At 50.1% G+C, this 21,269-nt stretch carries 21 protein-coding genes and 1 other annotated feature; of the genes, 10 read left to right on the top strand and 11 right to left on the bottom strand.

Going from position 1 to position 21,269, the window contains the following annotated elements; genetic code table 11:
• Nucleotides 1–66: 66 nt before the first annotated feature.
• Entirely contained in the window at nt 67–483 is a 417-nt protein-coding gene (locus tag I8U19_RS05465) for a MarR family winged helix-turn-helix transcriptional regulator (RefSeq protein ID WP_052154221.1), read from the bottom strand.
• 375 nt (nt 484–858) lie between these two features.
• On the opposite strand from I8U19_RS05465, the gene ilvD reads away from it, so the two are divergent.
• From ilvD to leuB, 6 genes are all read left to right on the top strand, one after another.
• Nucleotides 859–2,529, top strand: coding sequence for a dihydroxy-acid dehydratase (gene ilvD, locus I8U19_RS05460; RefSeq protein ID WP_033101140.1), 1,671 nt, complete (start codon nt 859–861; stop codon nt 2,527–2,529).
• Nucleotides 2,530–3,117: 588 nt separating this feature from the next.
• A complete protein-coding gene (ilvB, locus tag I8U19_RS05455; RefSeq protein WP_198055506.1) occupies nt 3,118–4,842 on the top strand; it encodes a biosynthetic-type acetolactate synthase large subunit in 1,725 nt (574 codons plus the stop codon).
• Entirely contained in the window at nt 4,843–5,340 is a 498-nt protein-coding gene (gene ilvN, locus I8U19_RS05450) for an acetolactate synthase small subunit (RefSeq protein WP_033101141.1), read from the top strand. It begins immediately after the preceding gene.
• Between the two features lie 39 nt (nt 5,341–5,379).
• Nucleotides 5,380–6,387, top strand: coding sequence for a ketol-acid reductoisomerase (gene ilvC, locus I8U19_RS05445; protein ID WP_198055393.1), 1,008 nt, complete (start codon nt 5,380–5,382; stop codon nt 6,385–6,387).
• A gap of 9 nt (nt 6,388–6,396) precedes the next feature.
• Nucleotides 6,397–7,968, top strand: coding sequence for a 2-isopropylmalate synthase (locus I8U19_RS05440; RefSeq protein WP_370589206.1), 1,572 nt, complete (start codon nt 6,397–6,399; stop codon nt 7,966–7,968).
• Between the two features lie 15 nt (nt 7,969–7,983).
• The gene (gene leuB / locus I8U19_RS05435) at nt 7,984–9,090 is read left to right on the top strand and encodes a 3-isopropylmalate dehydrogenase (RefSeq protein WP_033101144.1); all 1,107 of its coding nucleotides are present in this window, start codon (nt 7,984–7,986) and stop codon (nt 9,088–9,090) included.
• A gap of 157 nt (nt 9,091–9,247) precedes the next feature.
• On the opposite strand, the gene I8U19_RS05430 is transcribed toward leuB, so the two are convergent.
• From I8U19_RS05430 to I8U19_RS05390, 9 genes are all read right to left on the bottom strand, one after another.
• Nucleotides 9,248–9,769, bottom strand: coding sequence for a DUF2062 domain-containing protein (locus I8U19_RS05430; RefSeq protein WP_232336326.1), 522 nt, complete (start codon nt 9,767–9,769; stop codon nt 9,248–9,250).
• 286 nt (nt 9,770–10,055) lie between these two features.
• Nucleotides 10,056–11,636, bottom strand: a complete 1,581-nt coding sequence (locus I8U19_RS05425; protein WP_198055391.1) for a glycoside hydrolase family 10-like protein — start codon at nt 11,634–11,636, stop codon at nt 10,056–10,058.
• 134 nt (nt 11,637–11,770) lie between these two features.
• Nucleotides 11,771–12,514 (bottom strand): SDR family NAD(P)-dependent oxidoreductase, encoded by a 744-nt coding sequence (locus I8U19_RS05420; protein WP_198055390.1) that lies wholly within the window; start codon nt 12,512–12,514, stop codon nt 11,771–11,773.
• A 46-nt stretch (nt 12,515–12,560) separates the two neighbouring features.
• A complete protein-coding gene (locus I8U19_RS05415; RefSeq protein ID WP_198055389.1) occupies nt 12,561–13,241 on the bottom strand; it encodes a hypothetical protein in 681 nt (226 codons plus the stop codon).
• A 13-nt stretch (nt 13,242–13,254) separates the two neighbouring features.
• A complete protein-coding gene (locus I8U19_RS05410) occupies nt 13,255–13,779 on the bottom strand; it encodes a matrixin family metalloprotease (RefSeq protein WP_198055388.1) in 525 nt (174 codons plus the stop codon).
• A gap of 457 nt (nt 13,780–14,236) precedes the next feature.
• On the bottom strand, nt 14,237–15,271 hold the full coding sequence (locus I8U19_RS05405; protein WP_033101149.1) for an aldo/keto reductase: 1,035 nt from the start codon (nt 15,269–15,271) through the stop codon (nt 14,237–14,239).
• Between the two features lie 65 nt (nt 15,272–15,336).
• Nucleotides 15,337–15,993 (bottom strand): thiamine phosphate synthase, encoded by a 657-nt coding sequence (thiE, locus tag I8U19_RS05400; RefSeq protein ID WP_033101150.1) that lies wholly within the window; start codon nt 15,991–15,993, stop codon nt 15,337–15,339.
• Nucleotides 15,990–16,793, bottom strand: coding sequence for a bifunctional hydroxymethylpyrimidine kinase/phosphomethylpyrimidine kinase (thiD, locus tag I8U19_RS05395; protein WP_033101151.1), 804 nt, complete (start codon nt 16,791–16,793; stop codon nt 15,990–15,992). Before thiD ends, thiE begins: the two co-directional genes overlap by 4 nt.
• Nucleotides 16,794–16,901: 108 nt before the next feature.
• A complete protein-coding gene (locus I8U19_RS05390; RefSeq protein ID WP_198055387.1) occupies nt 16,902–17,912 on the bottom strand; it encodes a TolB family protein in 1,011 nt (336 codons plus the stop codon).
• 177 nt (nt 17,913–18,089) lie between these two features.
• Here I8U19_RS05390 and I8U19_RS05385 point away from each other — a divergent pair, with 177 nt between their 5' ends.
• The 3 genes from I8U19_RS05385 (at nt 18,090) to I8U19_RS05375 (ending at nt 19,522) form a co-directional block, all read left to right on the top strand.
• Nucleotides 18,090–18,767: a DsbA family protein gene (locus tag I8U19_RS05385; protein ID WP_033102083.1), complete on the top strand. Its 678-nt coding sequence runs from the start codon at nt 18,090–18,092 to the stop codon at nt 18,765–18,767.
• A gap of 11 nt (nt 18,768–18,778) precedes the next feature.
• Nucleotides 18,779–19,198, top strand: a complete 420-nt coding sequence (locus tag I8U19_RS05380) for a disulfide oxidoreductase (protein ID WP_033102084.1) — start codon at nt 18,779–18,781, stop codon at nt 19,196–19,198.
• A 93-nt stretch (nt 19,199–19,291) separates the two neighbouring features.
• A complete protein-coding gene (locus I8U19_RS05375; RefSeq protein ID WP_033102085.1) occupies nt 19,292–19,522 on the top strand; it encodes a hypothetical protein in 231 nt (76 codons plus the stop codon).
• Nucleotides 19,523–19,646: 124 nt separating this feature from the next.
• On the opposite strand, the gene sspI is transcribed toward I8U19_RS05375, so the two are convergent.
• A complete protein-coding gene (gene sspI, locus I8U19_RS05370) occupies nt 19,647–19,859 on the bottom strand; it encodes a small acid-soluble spore protein SspI (protein ID WP_033102086.1) in 213 nt (70 codons plus the stop codon).
• 247 nt (nt 19,860–20,106) lie between these two features.
• Between sspI and I8U19_RS05365 the strand changes: the two genes are divergently transcribed.
• Nucleotides 20,107–20,916, top strand: a complete 810-nt coding sequence (locus I8U19_RS05365; RefSeq protein WP_198055386.1) for a TrmH family RNA methyltransferase — start codon at nt 20,107–20,109, stop codon at nt 20,914–20,916.
• Nucleotides 20,917–20,983: 67 nt separating this feature from the next.
• Nucleotides 20,984–21,224: a binding site (T-box leader), on the top strand.
• Nucleotides 21,225–21,269: the final 45 nt, after the last annotated feature.

Below are 21,269 nucleotides of genomic sequence, written 5' to 3'. Positions count from 1 at the left end.
ATGGTCAAGGGTCGACTGCTGTCATGATCCCGGACTGGAGCAAAAAGAGATTATCTGTTTATCTGTTTAACTTATCTTTTGCAGCAAAGTCAAAAGTGTTTCAATCTCTTCGGTGGTTAATTTTTCAAACTTACGGCGAAAATACTCCGATTTTTTATAAGACAATTCTTCAATTGTTTTTTTTCCGAGTTCGGATATGTGCAATTCCACCACCCGCTTATCCAGCTTGGAACGCTTTCGGTAGGCCAGGTTTTTCTTTTCCAGCTGGTCGGCGACATGGGTGATGTGGCTTACGGAAACATTAAATTCCTGTGCCAGCGCCGTCACGATTTGCGGGCTCTTTTGCTCCAATTGTTTTAAGACGCCAAACTCCGCTCCGTTAATTCGATCACCCCAGATTTCTGCCAAATCCCGTCGCAAATCACGCAAAATATGGCGAAAAACCTGTTCGAGTTCCAGACTCATTTCCAATCGGTCTGACATAAGAAAATCTCCTTAATTCATACAGTTGGATTCATAATACTAATGTTTAAGTAAGTGAAATAGTTTAACCATCATTATATCTTTTTTCGTTTATTCAGGCAATATAAATTTATTTATTAAAAATATTAATTTATCTATATAGAGCCGAGTGTGGAATTTGCCCAGTCAGGCAGGTTAATTTGCACGCAGGAAAATACCGTATTTCGTTCAGGAATGTTGGAGACCGAACGCTCATCCCGTTTCGGTCCGGCGTGAGCGCTTCTCCATCGACCCGGTCGGCAACTAACATTTACGAAAATAAGAGAGTGACATAAAAAAATATTTGATATAAACTGATATGAAAAAAAGTTTGCACCATCCAGGGAAGGTGATAAGATGCGAAGTGACCGAATCAAAAAAGGAATTGACCGGGCTCCCCATCGTGCATTGCTCCGTGCGGCCGGCGTCAAGGAAGAGGATTTTGGCAAACCGTTTATAGGCATATGCAACTCGTTTGTGGAAATTATTCCGGGGCACATCCACCTTAACCGTTTTGCCGAAATTTTGAAGGAAGCCGTACGGGAAGCTGGTGGCGTTCCGTTTGAGTTTAATACGATTGGTGTTGACGATGGGATTGCCATGGGCCATATCGGAATGCGCTATTCTCTGCCCAGCCGGGAAATTATCGCCGATTCGGTGGAAACGGTCGCGCTCGCTCACTGGTTTGACGGGCTGATCTGCATCCCCAATTGCGACAAGATTACACCCGGTATGATGATGGGCGCGCTCCGGGTTAATATTCCCACGATCTTCATCAGCGGTGGTCCAATGGCTGCAGGTGTGACGCCGGCAGGAGACAAAGTGGACCTCTCGTCCGTTTTTGAAGGCGTCGGAGCGTATCAGGCGGGGAAAATTGATGAACAGCAATTGGAAACCCTTGAGAAATTCGGTTGTCCGGGATGCGGTTCCTGTTCCGGCATGTTCACCGCCAATTCGATGAACTGCTTGGCCGAGGCGCTCGGGCTTGCTCTGCCGGGGAACGGAAGCATTCTCGCCCGGACTCCTGAGAGGGAAGAATTGGCGCGGCGCGCGGCACGGCAAATCATCCGCTTGATCGAAGCCGATCTCAAACCGCGGGATATTGTGACGGAAAAAGCGTTGGACAATGCCTTTATCCTGGACATGGCGATGGGCGGTTCCACCAACACCGTTCTGCATACGATGGCGATCGCCCATGAAGCCGGGGTGGAGTATCCGTTGTCCCGCATCAATGAACTTTCCAAACGCGTTCCCTATATTTGCAAGGTGAGCCCGGCCGGGCAGTGGCATATGGAAGACGTGGACCGCGCCGGCGGGATTTCGGCGATCTTGAATGAGTTAAGCCGCATCGACGGTTTGCTTCATCTCGACACGAAGACGGTGACACTGGGGACGCTTGGGGAAAATATCGCCGGAGCCGAAATAAAAGATCCCCGTGTGATCAAACGGGTGGAAGAGGCCCACAGCCAAACGGGAGGTCTGAAAATTTTGTACGGAAATCTTGCTCCGGATGGCGCAGTTATCAAAGCGGGAGCCGTTGATCCGTCAATCACGAAGTTTTCCGGCGAAGCCATTGTTTTTGAATCACAGGATTCCGCTTTGGCCGGGATCGCCTTGGGCAAGGTAAAACCGGGCCATGTGGTCATCATTCGATATGAAGGTCCCAAGGGCGGGCCGGGAATGCCTGAAATGCTTTCACCGACCTCGGCCATTGTTGGAATGGGCCTGGGCAAGGAAGTCGCGCTGATCACAGACGGCCGCTTTTCCGGAGCGACAAGGGGCATTTGCATCGGCCATGTTTCACCTGAAGCCGCAGAAGGCGGACCGATTGCTTTGGTTCAGTCGGGAGACCGGATTGAGATCGACTTGGAAAAAGGAACCCTTCATCTGGATGTCCATGAAGAAGAACTGGCTGCCAGACGTGCCCGCTGGCAAGCTCCGGACGTTCAGGTTTCCGGAAAATATTTGCGCCGGTATGCGAGTCTTGTCACTTCGGCCAATACCGGAGCTGTGTTAAGAGAGGTGTGACTTTTCTTCCGTTCCCTGTCGGGAGCGGATTATTAGAATTTTGTAAACGCTTGCAAATTTGTAATAAAAAAATGAGAGAAACTGTGTTGACAGCTGTTTAGGATGATGACTATAATATCAGCTAAATAATCAAAATCTTTACCCGAGGGTTACAAGATTGAAGCTTCTTTATTTATCCGATCCAATATTTCCTCCAATAATTGCAGGGATTGCTTTTGCAATGCCGATTCGTCGGATAATTCGATAAGTTAAGACGATGAAAAGGACGATGGCAAGGAGGCGCGATACAGAGAGTCCGGGTTTGCTGAGACCGGAACCGCAGCCTTGTACATCTCTCACCTTGGAGTTGAGTGTCGAAAGGCGCTTTGCAGCGCTGAGTAGTACACTACCGGTTGTCCCGTTAACGGCAGGAGTATGGAGTTGATCCATACTCAGTGAGGTCGATTTTCGCGAGAAGTCGACAAAATTGGGTGGTACCACGAACCTGTTCGTCCCAATGAGCGCTGCTTGGCATGCGAGCAAAGGGCGGATCAGGTTCTTTTTATTTTTGCTTTTTTAAAAGGAGGAGAAATGCCAGTGGCTCCCCAGATGGAAACCCTGTCTGGTCAGTTAGTTGAGACGAAGGTTGAGGAGAGAAAGTTTACCGGGTCAGAAATCTTGCTTCGATGTTTGATCCAGGAAGGAGTCGAGGTGATTTTCGGTTATCCGGGTGGAGCTGTGTTACCGATTTATGATTCGCTTTATGATGGGCAGATCCGCCACCTGTTGGCCCGCCATGAGCAAGGTGCCATTCATGCGGCGGACGGTTATGCGCGTGCGACGGGGAAACCTGGCGTCGTCGTGGCCACTTCCGGTCCGGGAGCAACCAACCTGGTGACCGGGATTGCCACCGCGATGATGGATTCCGTTCCGCTGGTCTGCATCACCGGCAATGTGGATCAGTCCCTTTTGGGAACCGATGCCTTTCAGGAAGCAGATATCACGGGCATTACCATGCCGATTACAAAGCACAATTATTTAGTGCGCGATGTGAGTGACCTGCCGCGGATCGTCAAAGAGGCGTTTACGATTGCGACTCAGGGCAGGCCGGGTCCGGTGTTAATCGACATCCCGAAGGACGTATCCAATGCGAAAGCCGCTTTTGAATATCCGGAAAGCGTTGAGATTCCCGGGTTTCATCCTTGGCGAACGCCCGGAAGGGAACAAGTCGAACAGCTTTACGAAGCCATTGCCGAGGCGAAAAAACCGCTGATTTTGGCTGGAGGCGGGGTTGTCAGCTCCGGTGCGGCGGGTGAATTGATCGCGTTTTCGGAAAAAACGGGCATTCCGGTCACGACCACTTTGATGGGCATCGGCGGTTTTCCCGGAACCCATCCGCATTGGCTCGGGATGCCGGGAATGCACGGGACTTATGCAGCCAATCACGCCCTGCTGGAGTGTGATCTTCTGATCGGGATCGGGGCGCGATTCGATGACCGGGTTACCATGGGGCGCATTGACAAGTTTGCGCAAAAAGCCAAAATCGCCCACATCGATATCGACCCGGCGGAAATCGGCAAAAATGTGCGGACCTACATTCCGTTGAACGGGGATGTCAAATCCGTGCTTCAGTTGATCAATCAGGAGGTTCCACGCAGTCGCTCAAACAAGTGGATGGATCAGCTGGATGAATGGAAGCAGCGGTTCCCTCTTCAATACAAAGAGACGGAAGATGGCCTGAAACCGCAATGGGTGATTGAGCAAATCTACCGCACGACTCAAGGGGAAGCGATCATTACGACCGATGTCGGACAACACCAGATGTGGGTGGCTCAGTTCTACCGTTTCCACCATCCGCGTTCCCTGCTGACCTCCGGTGGGCTGGGAACGATGGGATTCGGTTTTCCGGCAGCGATCGGGGCACAACTCGCTTATCCGGATCGGACGGTAATCGCAGTCGTCGGCGATGGGGGTTTTCAGATGACAGCGCAGGAGCTGGCCGTCGTTTCACTGGAAAATATCCCCGTGAAAGTGGCGCTCATCAACAATCAGTGCCTCGGCATGGTACGCCAGTGGCAGGAAATTTTCTACAAAAAGCGGTATAGCGAAGTCGATCTGGCTGGCAGCCCTGATTTTGTCACACTGGCGGAAGCCTATGGCGTAAAAGCCTGGCGGGCCCGCACCAAAGACGAGGCGAAAAAATGCTGGGAAGAAGCTTTGGCCCACCCGGGACCGGCCCTCGTCGACTTTTGGGTTTCCCCGGAAGAGAATGTTTATCCGATGGTGGCGCCGGGATCAGGCTTGGATGAGATGGTAATGGGAGATGAGATCTAGATGAGGCATATCCTTTCCGTACTGGTAAACAATCAGCCAAGGGTGTTGGCCCGCGTTGCCAGTCTGATCGGGCAACGCAATTACAACATCGAGAGCATCAGCGTAGGAGAGTCGGAGAAAGAAGGCCTGTCCCGCATGATCATTATCACCGGCGGCGATCACCAGACATTGGAACAGGTAAGAAAACAATTGGAAAAATTGATTGATGTGATTAAGGTTGAACATTTGGAAAAAGAAAAGACCGTCGAAAGGGAGCTGCTTCTGATCAAAGTGGAAGCAACTTCGGCGGTGAGAGCCGAGATTTTCGGCATTGTCGAACCTTTTCGCGCCTCGATCGTCGATGTGAGTCCACAGTCGCTTACCATTCAGGTAACGGGCGAACCGGCGAAACTGGAAGCAATGGTTGAACTGCTGCGCCCGTACGGCATCATTGAGATTGCCCGCACCGGTGCGATTGCCCTGGAACGCGGTTTAAACAAGGTAAAAGCGACTGTTTGACCAATAAAAAAAGGACCAATTCTCTGAGGAGGAATGATGATGGCACAAATGTTCTATGAGCATCATGCAGATTTGTCATTATTTTCGGAAAAAACAGTAGCGGTAATCGGGTATGGAAGCCAGGGGCATGCCCAGGCGCAAAATCTGCGTGACAGCGGGGTACACGTGATCGTGGGGCTGAGAAAAGGAAAGTCATGGGAAAAAGCCGAAGCCGATGGATTCCAGGTGTTTGAAGTGGATGAAGCGGTGAAACGGGCCGATGTGGTGCAGCTTCTGCTTCCTGATGAGCTTCAGGCCAAAGTATACAAGGAGCAAGTGGAACCGCACCTGAAACCGGCATCTGCTCTCTTTTTCTCCCACGGTTTTAACATCCACTTCGGCCAGATTGTTCCGCCCGAAGATGTCGATGTGATTCTGGTAGCCCCCAAATCGCCGGGTCACTTGGTAAGACGGGTATATTGCGAAGGCTTCGGGGTTCCCGCCCTGATCGCGGTTCATCAGGATGCGACCGGCAATGCGCACGCGCTCGCTCTGGCTTACTGCAAAGGAATCGGTTCCACCAAAGCGGGAGTGATCCAAACGACATTTAAAGAAGAAACCGAAACGGATTTGTTTGGAGAGCAAGCGGTATTGTGCGGCGGGGTCAGCCAGTTGATCAAAAGCGGATTCGAGACGCTGGTTGAGGCCGGGTACCAGCCGGAAGTCGCCTACTTTGAGTGTTTGCACGAGTTGAAGTTGATCGTTGACCTGATGTATGAAAACGGCCTTTCCGGCATGCGTTACTCCATCAGTGACACGGCGGAGTACGGGGATTATGTGAGCGGAAAACGGGTTGTGGCTGAAAGCAGTCGTGAAGCGATGAAGCAGCTGTTAAAAGAGATTCAGGACGGAACATTTGCCCGCCGCTGGATTGAGGAGAATCAAACCGGCCGCAAGCAGTTTACGGCGATGAGAGAAGCGGAGAAAGAGCATGAGATTGAGAGAGTCGGAGCGAAGCTGAGAGAGATGATGGTATGGGTGAGCCAAAAAGAACCGATTCAACAATAAAGATAAATCATAAAGGAGGAAGCGGTTATGCGCACGATCACCATTTTTGATACAACCCTTCGCGACGGGGAGCAGTCGCCCGGTGTGAACCTCAGCCCTCGTGAGAAAGTGGAAATTGCCATCCAGCTGGAACGGTTGGGAGTAAATGTGATCGAAGCCGGGTTTGCCGCTTCCTCAGCCGGAGATATGCAAGCAGTGCGTGAGATTGCCAGCCGGGTGAAAAATGCTTCTGTTTGCAGTTTGTCCCGCTCGGTCAAGGGAGATATCGATCAGGCGTGGGAGGCGTTGCGCGCAGCCGAATCACCCTATCTGCACCTCTTTCTGGCAACCTCGCCAATTCATCGCGAGTATAAGCTCCGGATGAGCCGGGAACAGGTCATTGAGCGGGTGCGAGAAGCGATCCGGTATGCTAAACGGCTGTTCCCGATTGTAGAATTTTCATGTGAGGATGCGGGTCGAACGGAAATCGACTTTCTGGCCGAAGTAGTCCGGGAAGCGATTAAAGCGGGGGCAGGCGTGATCAATCTGCCGGATACGGTGGGGTATCTCACTCCGAATGAGTATGCGCAGATGTTCATGAATGTAAGAAAGGCCGTGCCTGAAGTGGAGCAGGTTCGTTTGAGCGCACACTGCCACGACGATCTGGGCATGGCGGTGGCCAACAGCCTGGCGGCGATTGAAGCCGGGGTCGACCAGGTGGAATGCACGATCAATGGAATCGGTGAACGGGCCGGCAATGCCGCGCTTGAAGAAATTGCCTTGGCGATCAAGACGCGGGAGCAGTATTACCAGCTGCAAACGACTCTCAATTTGCGGGAAATCCATCGCACCAGCCGCATGGTGAGCAAATTGACAGGCATGATGGTTCCTGGCAATAAAGCGGTGGTCGGTGCCAACGCGTTTGCACATGAATCCGGCATTCATCAGGACGGAATGCTCAAAAACAGGGAAACTTACGAGATCATGAGGCCGGAGACCGTCGGTCTGACGGAAAGCCGCCTTGTCTTGGGAAAACATTCCGGCCGGCATGCTTTCCGGGATAAGTTGTTGCAGTTGGGATATGAATTGAATGAAGAGCAATTAAATCAATTGTTCATCCGTTTTAAGGAACTCGCCGATCGCAAAAAGGATGTCGCGGACGAGGATATCATTGCTTTGGTCGAGGAAAAAATGAGCGATGCAAAAGATGCTTATACACTTGAGTCATTGCTGGTCACCTGCGGGAGTCATTCGTTGCCTACCGCATCCCTTCAGATCAAGCGGGTTTCGGATGGTTCGGTATCGGAAGAAGCCGCTTGCGGAAACGGGGCGGTCGATGCGATCTTTAAGGCGATTGACCGTTTGACCGGCGTACAGGTGGAATTGAAAGATTATCGCATCCATTCGGTTACACAGGGAAAAGACGCATTGGGAGAGGTTTTTGTTCAGTTGAGCCAAGGTGAGTGGACCGTGAGAGGAAGAGGAGTCAGCACCGACGTGTTGGAAGCGAGCGCCCGGGCATATCTGGATGCGGTGAATCGCCTGCTCAGGCGAACAGGCGCGGCTGCCGGGGACGGAATGGCGAAGATAACGGCATCTTGAGAGGAGTGGAGTCAGGTGAGCGAAGTGAAAAAAATTGCCGTTTTGCCGGGAGACGGCATCGGTCCGGAAATCACCCAGGAAGCGGTAAAAGTTTTGCAGCAAGTTGAGAAAGAATTTGGATTTTCGTTCTCCATTCAGTACGGAATGATCGGGGGAGGAGCGATCGACCGGGTGGGCATTCCCCTCCCCCCGGAAACGATGGAGCTCTGCGAAAAATCCGATGCGGTTCTGCTCGGAGCCGTTGGCGGACCCGACTGGGATTCCTATCCGCCGGAATTGAGACCGGAGCAAGCTCTCCTCGGTATCCGGAAAGGGTTGGGACTGTATTCCAACCTGCGTCCCGTCACCCTGTTTGCAGGCTTGGAAAACAGCTCGACTCTCCGGCCTGAGGTGCTGGCCGGAGTTGATCTGGTGGTGGTTCGCGAATTGACCGGCGGCATTTACTTTGGCGACAAAGAGCGGACAACAACGCCTGAGGGAGAAGTGGCGACGGATCTGTTGATTTATCACGAGTTCGAGATTGAGCGCATTGTTCGCTTGGCGTTTGAGATTGCACGCGGCCGGAAAAAACGGGTTACTTCGGTTGACAAAGCCAATGTTTTGGAAAGCTCCCGGCTCTGGCGGGAAGTGGTCAACCGGGTAGCCAAAGATTATCCTGATGTCCAGGTGGAGCACATGTTGGTCGATAACTGTGCGATGCAAATCATTCGCCGCCCCGCCACTTTTGATGTCATCGTGACGGAGAATATGTTTGGCGACATCTTAAGCGATGAAGCGGCGATTTTAACCGGATCGATCGGAATGTTGCCATCCGCAAGCCTGGGAGAAGGTACGATCGGTCTGTATGAGCCGGTTCATGGATCAGCACCGGATATCGCCGGGCAAGGCGTGGCCAATCCAGCCGCAGCGATCCTCTCCGCGGCATTGATGCTTCGTCACTCCTTCGGTTATGAGGCAGCCGCCGCCGCGGTTGAACAAGCGGTTCGCACCGTTTTCGAAAAAGGGGTGCGGACACCTGATTTGGCCAGCGAGAATCAACTGGCGGTCAGTACGGAGGAGTTCGGCGATCTCGTGGTTGAAGAGTTACGCCGGACGGAGTGGCCGATCGAGGAGACCGCCTGAAGACATGAATCCACGGCCCCCGCACTTCCCTGTCGTTCCCTTTGGCCCAAACGGAAAAGCGGGGGCCTTCTATTTTAAAATAGAAAATCTGTTGATCTGAAAATCGCTATTGCGGAAAAAGAAACGCCCCTGATTCCCATGAAGGAAGGGGCGTAAATTATGAACAGTTTCGTAGCAATTTATAGAAGTTTCTACTTTCATACAAACGATAAATAATAAAGTAGGAGATAAACCCGAACAGCGCTCCCAAAATGGACTGCCCGATCAGGACGTGCAATCCGCCGTGCAAAATGTCCCAAAGAATTTGCAAATTACCTGAAAAAATCTCGGTAAAAGAGTGATCTTCAAAATTCATCGTCCCGGTATTCACCGGGTAGATCCATTCGCCCAGTTTCTTGGAGATCGGGAGCATTATGACGGGTAAGAAGGTTAATTTCCCGATGATGTTGCCGATAATCGCTGCCGGAAGCGAACCTTTGCACAGGCGGACGATCGGGTAAAACAGGATATAGATCAGCGAACATGTGGGGATGACGATCATTTCCAAACCGAAACCAAGCGCAAACCCCAGCGATACTTTTTTCGCCCCGCCGGGTGAACGCAACAACTTGAGAAAATTAAAGCGAAAGGTCCTGCCCAGCCGTTTTATGCAATTATGCTTTCGTTTTGTTTTCATCATGGTTTCCCTCTCCCAAAAGAGCCCTGCCCACTTCGGAACGAATCAGCAAGGGGATTGGCTGCCGATTCGTTTCTCTATCTCTATTTTAGCTTTTATGGAACGATTGAAAAAATCCTTTTAATTCCAATGTTTGTGCTCCATATGATAGAACATTGCTTATTAATTTCATTATAAAGCAGACTCTCAGCTTATTTTTTCAAGTCTTTTACAATTTATTAAAAATCGGCCTCATGTGTGAATTCGGGGAAGGGAAGGCACGGAACGAACTCCATGCCTGAAACGGTTTTTAACGGACAAAAATCGGATTGCTTGGTTTACTTTCATTATGCAGCCGATCGAGGGCGGTGATTACATAGATTGCAGGTTTGTTTTCAGCCGTTCGGTCATCAAATGTTTGCAGGCCATTCCCGTTTTTTCTGACTGTGGCGATCAGGTTTTGCGGACGATTGAGACTGATCTCTTTTGCGCTGGAGAAACGATAGATGGCAAAGGCTGTGCTGTCCCCTTTCGACTGGTCCTTCCAAACCAGGTGAACAGCCGAACCGCTTTTGTTTTCCGCTTTTAACAGCTTCGGCTTCTTCGGTGGGTTGTCATCCAGCCACGGCATCGTCGGAATCAGTGCCGGATATTTGAATAAATCATTTTTCAGACGGTCCCGGAAACCGAGATAATTGGCCTTCACGTCTTTATAGCTGAAGAAAATACTTCCTTTTACCTCAGCAAACTGATTGTTGAAGAGCAGCTGGTTGGGCATTTCTTCCGGATCGTCCCAAGCTTCGGTGCTGTGGCCAATTTTATAGGCCGCTTGTCCGATATACAGGTGAACATTTTTGCCGTTTACCTCATGGGCCCACCAATCGACCAGTTTTTCGTAGGCAGCCGGAGCGTAGCCGAAATTCCAATAAATCTGCGGTGCGACATAATCGATCCATCCCTCGTTGATCCAGGTGCGGGTATCACAGTAAATCGAGTCATAACTTTGCAGACCGTTTGTATCGGAACCGGTCGGGTCGGTATTTTGATTGCGCCAGATGCCGAAAGGGGAAATCCCGAATTTTACATAAGGTTTTGCCTCTTTGATCGCATGGGAAAGTTGCTCTACCAATAAATTGACATTGTGGCGTCGCCAGTCCCCTTTATCGGGATAATCGGCTCCATACTTCTGATAAGTTGGGTCATCAGGAAAATCGATTCCGGAAACGGGATAGGGATAAAAGTAGTCATCAAAATGAACAGCATCAATATCATAATGGTTGACGACTTCCATCACGCTGTTGATAATGTAGGCTCGCACTTCGGGAAGACCGGGATCAAGGTAGAGCTTTCCGCCGTAGGATCGAACCCAGTCGGGGTGCAACCGTGCCACGTTGTTTGGCGCCAACTGGTCGGTTTCTGTATCCATGCTGACGCGATAAGGATTGAACCAGGCATGAAATTCCAGATTGCGCTTATGGGCTTCGCGAACCATGAAGTCGAGCGGATCATAACCGGGGTTTTTTCCCTGTGTACCGGTTAGGTATTTGGACCAGGGATTTAATTTGGAAGGGTAAAAAGCATCCGCGGTCGGGCGGATTTGCACCACAACGGCGTTCATATTCAGTTCCTTCGCTTCATTCAAGATTTGGATAAATTCCTGTTGCTGTTGTCCGATCGAGAGGCCCGGTGCGGAAGGCCAATCGATATTGGTGACAGAAGCAACCCACAGGGCCCTTAACTGTCGTTTTTTCCATGTGGTTTCCTGTGAGAGGGTGCCGTCGTTGTCCCCGGCACGGGCGGATGGAATGTTCGACGTAAGGAACAGGCTTCCTGTTAACAAAAAAGAAAGGAAAAAAACACCGGCTTTTCGCCAAAATGAACGGTTCCTCATGTGATTCCCCCTGCAAGAATCAATTTTCAATAAAATGTCTATTTAATTATAACAAAATATTTGGACAAATTGGTCGGGCAGAAACAAAAAGCGCCGTTGTCCAAAGAAGGGAACGGCGCTTTTTGCAGTGAAATTCAAATCATCAGTGAGCCGCCGGAAACGGAGGTATATCCCCCGGTGACAAAGCCGGTATCCGGGCTGGCAAAAAAGGCGATGGCATTTGCGACATCTTCCGGTTGGGCGATTCGGCGCATCGGGGTGAAGTTGGCCGCCATCTCTTTCCTCTCTTGGGGAATTTCCGCCGTTGCATCGGTATCCACCATTCCCGGGGCAACGATGTTGGCCGTAATGCCATGCGGCCCAACTTCACCGGCGACATAGCGAACAAACGCTTCCAAGCCGTTTTTGGCCACGCCGTGCGCGATAAAACCGGGTGATGTGCTGCGTGCCAAACCGCTGGAAACGTAGATGAGGCGGCCATATTTCTGTTTGATCATGTGGGGAAGGACCGCTTTCGTCAGCTCAAAAGCGGCGCGCAGCTCGTCGTTCACCTTTTGGGCGAAATCATCCCAGCTCATTTCCATGAGTGGTTGAATCGGAAAGGAGATGGAAGCGTTGTTGACCAGAATATCCACTTTGCCGTATGTAGAGATGGTTTGGTCGACCAGATGGCGAACCGCTTCCGGGTTTCTTACATCTGCCTGAATGGACGTTGCTTCTCCGCCCTGCCGGACAATCGACTCGACGACTGTATCAGCTGCCTGTCGGTTGTTGTGATAATTGACGATCACTTTTGCCCCGCGCCGGGCCAGCAGTTTGGCAGTGGCCGCACCAATGCCCCGGCTTCCTCCGGTAACGATGGCAACCTGATTGTTCATGGTGAGGTGCTCCTCTCTTTTTAAGAAATTCCGATTCTGTTTACCATTATTGCAACAGAGTATTTTCAATATTTTCCACCCTGTTTAAGATTCCCTGCAGATTCAGCCCTGTCACTTGATCTTTGTAGTTTGTCGGAAACCCGTCGATCGACACATGAATTGTCTGGTCATCCTGGGTTACCGTCTGTTTTAGCAGGTGATGAGAGGGGATCTGCAACAGAGCTTTTCCTTGACCGTTCAGTTGGATCGAATTGGGGACGAAAGGAAAAGAGTAAAAATCGGCATAAGGAGATTTTTTCAGAAACAGGATATATGTTTTGCCCATTTCCGGCTCGATATAAAGCGGATTGGTGATATGGATATTTTCATTTTCACGCAAACGATCCAATTGCAGGGTGTGTGATTGACCCACTTTAATTATATCTGCATCCAGCTCTCCTTTTAATACTTTGTTAACCTTGAAATTAAACAGTTTGACCTCGTTATAAACATCGGCTGCCGGCTTTGACGGATCTCGGGGGTTGCGGGCGCCGTTGATGCTTCCCGCCGCGCTTTGATAGGTACCCATGACAATGAGAGGGGATTGATGAATCATATCGTTCAGGTTGTTTTCCAAGGCGAGGTCCATATGCATATTCACCTGTGTTTCGCTGTTGAAACGGCTGCATCCGGCCATTAATACCAACAGAGAAAGAAGGGTTAAACAGAGGGGCCATTTGTGAAACATCATCCACACCTTCCTAATATAAGTTGTTCACCCCGTTAATATCATCGGTTTGGGGGATGTAAATCGAGTAGCGATCCCGGTCGATATTCATCAGCGCCGTCCAGTTGGTATGCGCCAATCCCAGTATATGTCCGATTTCATGCCCGGCCACGCTGCGGCCAAAATTGAGATCATTATTGGAATCATAAAATTTATTCATTTTAACGACCCAGTCGTCGGTACAGGAATCCAGTCCGGTCTCCCAGTAGGAATACCCGTAGTAATCATCGGTACTCGAATAATATGAATCAAAGACTCCGGAAGCGGATGGATTTTGCACGAATCGGCGCTTGTTCTGGGCGTTGTTCCAGTCGGTGACCGATTGGCTGATCGCTTCTTTGTGCGGCTCGGTGATGTTCCCGCCCCAGCGATAGTAGACGTAATAGTCATCGCAAAGTTGATCGCCGGTATAACTGAAGGCAAAGACAGATTGGGGCAAAAAAAAGAGATGGAAAAAGAGGACGAAGATAAGCGAACCGGATAAAAGATGCTTTTTCAAACCAAGTAAACCCCCTTTGTTTCTACGAATATCATTCAATATTATAAAATTAAGCGTTTTACTCAACAACCGAAAATCAGTAAATTAATTGTATGTTCTGGCGGCGGCATGGAAAAATAAGTTCGGATTAAAAAAGAAAAACCAGTCCCCGCGACCGACTTGCAGTGCGGGGGCTGATTGATCCATGTGCCTTATTTTTTGCAATCACAGTCCGGACATTTGCAATCAGGAGTACCGCATTTGTCACACTTGCTGGGATAAAGGGCATATGGTTTTTGCAAAAAAAACCACCTCCAGCGTTTAGCCTGAAAAAGAGCGAATTCAACAAAATTGAATTCACTACGCTACTATTTTAGTATAAAAATATTTGCAAGTAAATAAATGATTGGTAATATTGATAATTTTTTGCCTCCGAAAAAATACTCCCCCGGAATGTCAAAAAACCGGGGGAGAAGCATTATTTTGCCACCGGAGTCGGCTTGGTTTTGCTGTTGGAAAATGGTTGTTTTAATGCCGTTTTTTGACCGTTTTCCCACAGCTCTTCGATTTTTTGCAACTCCTCTGCGGTGAGCGGGGTTTTTTCCGGAGCGGTGGCAAATTCGCGCAAGTTCTCTTCGCTGGTGATATTCGGCAATACCGATTTGACTGCCGGACTGGCCAGACAGAAGAGAATGGCTGCCTGTCCGATGGTGCGGTCGGATTCTTTATACAAAAATCCCCAATCCTTGACTGCTTGCAAACCGGCTTGCATCCATTTTACCGGACGGTGGTTGCGATGGTCGGTTTTGTCAAAATGCTTGTCCGGATCGTAAGTTCCGTCAAGCAGACCGGATGCGTGGGGCACGCGGGAGATCAGGGCGCGATTTTGTTTCTCTGCCGCTTTGATCAGTTCGCGGGCAGGATCTTGTTCTATCAGGTTGTTGATGATTTGCACCATATCCATGCGTCCGCCTTCGATGGCTGCAAGCCCTTCATCCCGCCAGCCGATATCCGGGCCGAGCGCGACGCCGTAGGTCAGGATTTTTCCTTCTTCTTTCAGGCGTTCCAGCGTTTCGTAAACTTCGTCGCTGACGATTGCTTCCATCCGGGCGTTGTGAAGCTGGTAGATGTCGATGTAATCGGTTTTCAGACGCCGCAGGCTTTCCTCGCAGGATTTGCGGATGGACTCCTTATCCCAGCGTTGCGGCAATTCGCTGTGTCCGCCGTGACGGTCTCCGCGTTTGGCATAAATGTCATAGCCGAACTTGGTCGCGATCACGACTTTGTCGCGCAAACCGGAAAGGGCATCGGCCAGAATCGTTTCACCTTTTCCCTGACCGTATACATCGGCCGTGTCAAAAAAGGTGATGCCGTACTCTTCATATGCAGATCGCAATAATTTTTTTCCCAATTCCTCGTCCTTGACTCCCCACCACGGGGTAGCAACGGACCAGACACCAAAGCCCACTTCGGAAAGAGGGCGATCAATACCGGGCATAGAACGATATTTCATTGCAGATCCTCCTTTGATTCCAATTTTATTTTACCACTTGGCCTTTTGCCGTTTGCGGGCAGCCGTTACAATTTTGTGGAACCGCTCAGATACTGGCGAAAACGGCGGGCAGCTTCCGACGGCTCTCCGCTTTTGCTGATCGCAGAGATGACCGCGACACCATCTGCCCCCGCTTCCATCACTTGCGGCGTCCGTTCGGGCGTGATTCCTCCGATGCCGACGATCGGGAAATCGCTGCCGATTTGCCTGCGTATTTGTTGAATCGCATCCGGGCCGATCGGTTCGCCCGCGTCTTTTTTGCTGAGAGTGGAGTACATGGGGCCGACGCCGATATAATCAGCTCCGTCAAGCATGGCTTGCTCTGCCTCGGCAGGGGTTTCGGCCGATACGCCCAATATGCGGTCGGGCCCGATGATTTTTCGCACTTCAGAGGCTGGCAGATCTTCCTGACCGATATGTACACCATCTGCCTCCAAAATCAGAGCGAGATCGACCCGGTCATTGACCAGAAACGGGATGCCATGTTCCCGGCAAAGCCGGCGCAGCTTCTTGCCCAACAAAACCGTTTGGTGCATGTGCAGGCCCGAATTTTTCTCGCGATATTGAAAACAGGTGATTCCACCGTTGATTGCTTGTTCCAATACCCGGACGGGATCTTGGTGCGGGCAATCCTGACTGCCCATGATAAAGTAGAGTGATAACGAATTTTTTACGAAACTCATCGATTTTCCCTCCGGTGGCGATAGGCGAAATGATTGGTGGGTCCGTGTCCCCGGCCCAGATTCAACGGATGGCTGATCGCAGCGGTGATAAACTCTTTCGCCTGTTTTACCGCATCGTAAGTGGAAGCGCCCTTGGCCAGAAAAGCGGTAATCGCCGCAGAAAAGGTGCAGCCTGTCCCGTGTGTTTGCTTTGTGTCAAAGCGAGGTGCGCTGAGAACGGAGAATTCTTCTCCATCGTAATAAAGGTCATCAGCGGTACTCTCGTTTCCGTGCCCCCCTTTGATCACGACCGCTTTTGCCCCCCATTCAACAAACATGCGAGCTGCCTGACGACGGGAGTCCGGATCGGCTAAAGAAAGCCCTGTCAAAACTTCCGCTTCTGGCAAATTGGGCGTCACGACCGAAGCGAGGGGGATCAGTTCTTTTTTATAGACGATCCGTGCATCTTCATCAAGCAGAACATGGCCGCTGGTCGAAACCATCACAGGATCGACGACAAGGGGAAACAGACCAAATTCCCTGATTTTTTGGGCCACGGTTTTTACAATGTCCGCCGTGGCTAGCATTCCGGTTTTGGTGGCGTCAACCCCGAGGTCGGTTGCAACGGAATGAATCTGCTCTGCAGCGGCTTCGGGGGCAAGCGGGTATACTTTCTGCACACCCAGTGTATTTTGCGCCGTAATGGCGGTAATCGCGCTCATGCCGAAGGTTTCCAGTTCCTGAAACGTTTTGATATCCGCTTGGATTCCGGCTCCGCCCCCGCTGTCCGAACCGGCAATCGTTAAGGTTCGCGCAATCACTTGTTGTCCTCTCCTTCGTTTTCGGTAAAAATATCTGCTGCATCAAGAGTGTTGATTGCATGTTTGATCTTATAACTAACATAGCAAAACGCGATGAGATGCGCCACCTTACCTTTCGGGAAGCGGCACATGAAGCGGGATCGATTTTTGATGCAATCCGCTGAAATCCGTGATCCACACCTTGTATTCCGGCGGTGGTGAGTCAGGACCGGTCCGGTTCCAATTTATATCTTCCGTGAACAGCACCTGGTTTTTCTTGTGAAAAAAGACGGCACTGCCCGTTTCAGACCTCAGAAAAGAAATTCTCTTCGTTTCCTTCGTTTTCATATTCATCAGATATTGCTCGTACTTCGGCAATCCATCTTTTATTTCGGCAATTCCGGTGAATACCAGCCAGTTGCCGGAAGGGGACAATTCCACATCGTTTACGCTCGGATCTTCCCGTTTCCCCTTGGGCACGAGAAAGTGGGCTTTTTCCGGGTGGGCAATCGGGACAACCTTCAGCCGCGGAAGATCGTCGTCATCCGTTTGGCCCGTTACGTAGTAGAGTGTCTGGTCATCAGCTGAAACAGCTAAACTGCGCAGTTCATATTCTTTTTGCCGTGTCACCATTTCAAGTCCCGTTCCATCCGGATGAATGCGGAAAATATGATAGAGGACGGGACTCTCTGTGTCGGCGCTCAAATCGTAAGCCTTGGCGAAATAGAGATAACGGCCGTCCCGGGAAAAAGCGAGGTCGGTCACCAAGCCGTCGAGTTTGTCGGTCAGCGCCTTTAATCCGCTTCCATCACGGTTCATGATACAGAGGATTTGTTCGTTGTTCCCCCGCTTCCTGATCATGGCGATTTTCCTGCCGTCCGGAGAAAAAACCGGTTGCACAAAGGAGGAATCGGACGAAGGAGTCAAGCGCTTTATGTGTTTTCCGTGAAGGTCGGCGGTATAGACCGCTGCTGTCTGATCAAAAGCATAGGAAAATAAGAGCGTTTGGTCATCAGGTGACAAATCGACGTCCGGTTGCACCCCCTCGGTCAGCGGTCCCCATTCATCCGCACTGCATCCCGGAGCCAATATAAAAAGGAGCAGACAAAATCCAAGCCGGATGGTTCTCTTTAACAACATCTCGTCTTTCCTTTCTGTTCAATTTTTTCTCTGTCAGGATTATTCGGAGGTTACAATGAAGTTGGGGTATGATCGGGGAAAGTGAAGCCATCATGAACACAGATTGAATCTTCTATGAATTCCTTCTATAGAATTTCCAATTGATTTATTGTAACATTTATAAGGAGGTGTGAGGAAATGGCTAATCAGCATAAAAAGAAGAGTTCAGCAAGTACCATCACCATGATTACGATTTTGGTTCTTTTTCTCGCTGTGGGGATTTACGCGATTGTCGCGCCTTTGCTAAGTGACAAAGAGGATAAGGCGGCTGCGATTACATACACCGGAATGCCGCGGATCGGAAGTGCCCAGGCACCGGTGAAAATCATGGAATTCGGCGACTTTAACTGCCCGGTCTGCAAGCAGTTTCATGATGTGATCTATCCGCAGTTGAAAAAAGAATATATTGATACGGGAAAAGCGCAAATGTATTTTACCAGCCTCGAATTCCTCGGCCCCAATTCCGAGATAACGAGCCAAGCGGCAGAATCCGTTTACCGGCAAAACCCCGACGCTTTTTGGAAATTTTATGACGCTGTTTACTCAAATCAGGGAAAAGAAGATCAGAATTGGGCCACTCCCGACTTTATCGTCTCTTTGATCAAACAGAACATCCCTGAAGTGAACGCAGAACAGGTAAGGAAAGATCTGCAAAATAAAACATATGCGCAGCAGGTGAGAGCCCATAACCAATTTGCGCAAAAATTGGGATTCAATTCGGTTCCGACCATTTTCATCAATGGAAAAATGGTGGAAAATCCCTTTGACTACAACGACCTGAAAAAATTGATCAACGATGAACTGAACCAAAAGTGAGTGGGAAAAAGATGAAGAGGTTGTTAAATACGTACGGTATTTATTTTGCTTGGATAGTGGCGATTGTGGCAACCGGAGGTAGCCTCTTCTTCAGTGAAGTGCTTGGTTTCATCCCCTGTACATTATGCTGGGTGCAACGAATTTTTATGTACCCGCTGGTGATTCTGCTGGGAATTGCCTCCTATCGCACGGACCGGAATATCATTCCATATGTTTTGCCATTAACCATCATCGGTGGGTGTGTTTCCCTGTATCATTATCTGGAGCAAAAAGTGCCGGCTCTGGCGAAAGTGGCCTCCTGTCAGGTCGGAGTCCCTTGCACCCAGGAGTGGATTAACTGGCTTGGATTTATTACGATTCCGTTTTTGGCGCTCATCGCATTTATCCTGATTACTCTGTTTCTTTCCTTTGCCAGAACAGAAAGCGAATAATTGGGTGATGGGGGTTACCATCTGTCCAACCATCCAACCATTTTCTACATACATTAGTAGTGAACTGGATAAGAAAGGAGACAGATCGGTGCCATGAACAAACCCAAACTCAGGGATAAAAACCGCCAGATTACTCCGGTCCAGGCGTTGGATGCGAACCGCAACAAGCCAAAAACCAAGTTGACCAGCGTCTTTTTCGGCGGGTTTGGTTGGGCTTGGTGGATTGTAATCGCCGTTCTGGTGATTATTTTCTTGTTCTTTATCTTCTGGTGGTGGGGATTTGGCGGATTTGGCTGGGGAGGATTTGGCGGGGGATTTTGGTAAAAGATGGGCGGTATCATTTCTTGAGCCTTGTTCTTTTAAAAGGACGGGCTTTTTTTATTGGTTGAGTTTTGGGAAGAAGTGAGCTCGGCAGCCAGGATTTGAACTCACTTCTTGCTTTTCGCATTCAACTTTTGGGCAGGGAATTGTGCAGGGTTTGGATCATCGCCTTCCGGTCATTGGGGTTGCTGTTTTTCCAGATCACTTCAAAGAGAACCCCGAGCCCGGGCAGCAGTTTTTCCTCACCGCGCTGAATGGAATCAACCACAAGCTCTTGCAGTTCTTGTGTATTCATGGTATGAATGTTGTGGATTACTGCACCGCGAATGTCAAAATTCATCATCTGACCTCCTTTTTTAACTAGGATGTGCGGAAAAAAGGACTTTATCCGGAAATTGGATATGTTAGTTAAGGCTGATCGCAAAAATTGGCAGGCGATGCCGTTGATCGTCAGCGGCTGTGCCGGGAAACATTTTGATATGGCCCGGTGTGAGCACAAGGAGCGGTTTGGTTGTACGAGGGAATGGGCAGGGCCCGGGAGAATTTGAAGAAAAATCATAAAACAGGAAGGAACAAGGCGCAGAAGAATGACAAAAATCCGGTTGATTACTTCACAGGCAAATGAACAGGTGAAACAATGGCAAAAGTTGAAAACAAAAAAAGGGAGATTACAGCAAGGGGCTTTGCTGATCGAGGGCGAACATTTAATGGAGGAAGCGCTTAAGGCCGGAATTCCCTTTTTCGCGGTGCTGCTGGAGCAGGGAAAAACCGGTATCACAGAGCCGCTTCTTCACCGTTTTCGGGAACGGGTTCCCGTCTATGAATTGGCTCCTCCCCTTTTTCGCCGCTTGGTTGAAACGGAAACCCCCCAGGGGATTGCCGCGGTTATTCGTCTTCCCGAGTGGTCGCCGGATGAGCTCTTAGCCCGGCAAAAGCAAGAGGCCACCTATCTGCTCCTCGATGCGATCCAAGATCCGGGCAACTTGGGAACGATCATCCGTACGGCCAAAGCGGCGGGAGTCGATGGGATTCTGCTGGGCAAAGGAACGGTTGATCCTTTTAACTCCAAAGCGGTTCGTGCCGCCATGGGCTCCATCTTTCGCATTCCGCTGGTGCAGGCGGATCTGGCTGAGGCGATTGGTATGCTTGGCGAACAGGGGGTGACGGTCGTGGGGACGACACCGCATGCCGGTGTGTATCATTTCGATTATCCCTATCCCAAACGGGTGGCGATTTTATTGGGCAACGAAGGCCGTGGAGTTCACCCTGATTTGCTGGCCCGTGCCGATGTGCAAGTCAAAATCCCCATGCCAGGGCAAACGGAATCGTTAAATGTCTCCTCTGTGGGAGCGATTCTCCTTTTTGAACGCGTGCGTCAGCAATATCAGCATAAGTAGAGGTTGCTGGCTCGCATATGTTCGCTTATAATAATAAAATAATTTTCAGATGGATAATTATTATATTGGCATGGCGATGATGGAGAGGAGTAAGCAGTACGTCCTTGACCAGGGAGAAAGTGCCGTGACTGGAAGCACTTTCAGGAAACGGCTGCCGAAGTTCGCTCTGGAGCTGTCCTTTGAACCAGACGGAATGTCTACAGTAGAGGGAACCGGTGTTGACCGTTATTTCAGTCCAAGAGGAAAAGGAAGGGACTTTCCCTTTTCTTTTCAACAAGGGTGGTACCGCGGAATCTCTCGTCCCTTATGGGAACGGGATTTTTTTATTTTTTGAATCGCATGTCAGGTCGTGG

This window comes from Thermoactinomyces sp. CICC 10523, from assembly GCF_016055105.1.
Taxonomy (GTDB): domain Bacteria; phylum Bacillota; class Bacilli; order Thermoactinomycetales; family Thermoactinomycetaceae; genus Thermoactinomyces_A; species Thermoactinomyces_A daqus.
Note: the sequence above shows the minus strand (reverse complement) of the source record. Positions and strands in the feature narration are given on the sequence as shown.

Excerpts from the sequence above, each read along its gene's own strand:
- I8U19_RS05465 (WP_052154221.1), bottom strand. The coding sequence starts at position 483 with ATGTCAGACCGATTGGAAATGAGTCTGGAACTCGAACAGGTTTTTCGC.
- ilvD (WP_033101140.1), top strand. The coding sequence starts at position 859 with ATGCGAAGTGACCGAATCAAAAAAGGAATTGACCGGGCTCCCCATCGT.
- ilvB (WP_198055506.1), top strand. The coding sequence starts at position 3,118 with ATGGAAACCCTGTCTGGTCAGTTAGTTGAGACGAAGGTTGAGGAGAGA.
- ilvN (WP_033101141.1), top strand. The coding sequence starts at position 4,843 with ATGAGGCATATCCTTTCCGTACTGGTAAACAATCAGCCAAGGGTGTTG.
- ilvC (WP_198055393.1), top strand. The coding sequence starts at position 5,380 with ATGGCACAAATGTTCTATGAGCATCATGCAGATTTGTCATTATTTTCG.
- I8U19_RS05430 (WP_232336326.1), bottom strand. The coding sequence starts at position 9,769 with ATGATGAAAACAAAACGAAAGCATAATTGCATAAAACGGCTGGGCAGG.
- I8U19_RS05425 (WP_198055391.1), bottom strand. The coding sequence starts at position 11,636 with ATGAGGAACCGTTCATTTTGGCGAAAAGCCGGTGTTTTTTTCCTTTCT.
- I8U19_RS05420 (WP_198055390.1), bottom strand. The coding sequence starts at position 12,514 with ATGAACAATCAGGTTGCCATCGTTACCGGAGGAAGCCGGGGCATTGGT.
- I8U19_RS05415 (WP_198055389.1), bottom strand. The coding sequence starts at position 13,241 with ATGTTTCACAAATGGCCCCTCTGTTTAACCCTTCTTTCTCTGTTGGTA.
- I8U19_RS05405 (WP_033101149.1), bottom strand. The coding sequence starts at position 15,271 with ATGAAATATCGTTCTATGCCCGGTATTGATCGCCCTCTTTCCGAAGTG.
- thiE (WP_033101150.1), bottom strand. The coding sequence starts at position 15,993 with ATGAGTTTCGTAAAAAATTCGTTATCACTCTACTTTATCATGGGCAGT.
- I8U19_RS05390 (WP_198055387.1), bottom strand. The coding sequence starts at position 17,912 with ATGTTGTTAAAGAGAACCATCCGGCTTGGATTTTGTCTGCTCCTTTTT.
- I8U19_RS05385 (WP_033102083.1), top strand. The coding sequence starts at position 18,090 with ATGGCTAATCAGCATAAAAAGAAGAGTTCAGCAAGTACCATCACCATG.
- I8U19_RS05380 (WP_033102084.1), top strand. The coding sequence starts at position 18,779 with ATGAAGAGGTTGTTAAATACGTACGGTATTTATTTTGCTTGGATAGTG.
- I8U19_RS05375 (WP_033102085.1), top strand. The coding sequence starts at position 19,292 with ATGAACAAACCCAAACTCAGGGATAAAAACCGCCAGATTACTCCGGTC.
- sspI (WP_033102086.1), bottom strand. The coding sequence starts at position 19,859 with ATGAATTTTGACATTCGCGGTGCAGTAATCCACAACATTCATACCATG.
- I8U19_RS05365 (WP_198055386.1), top strand. The coding sequence starts at position 20,107 with ATGACAAAAATCCGGTTGATTACTTCACAGGCAAATGAACAGGTGAAA.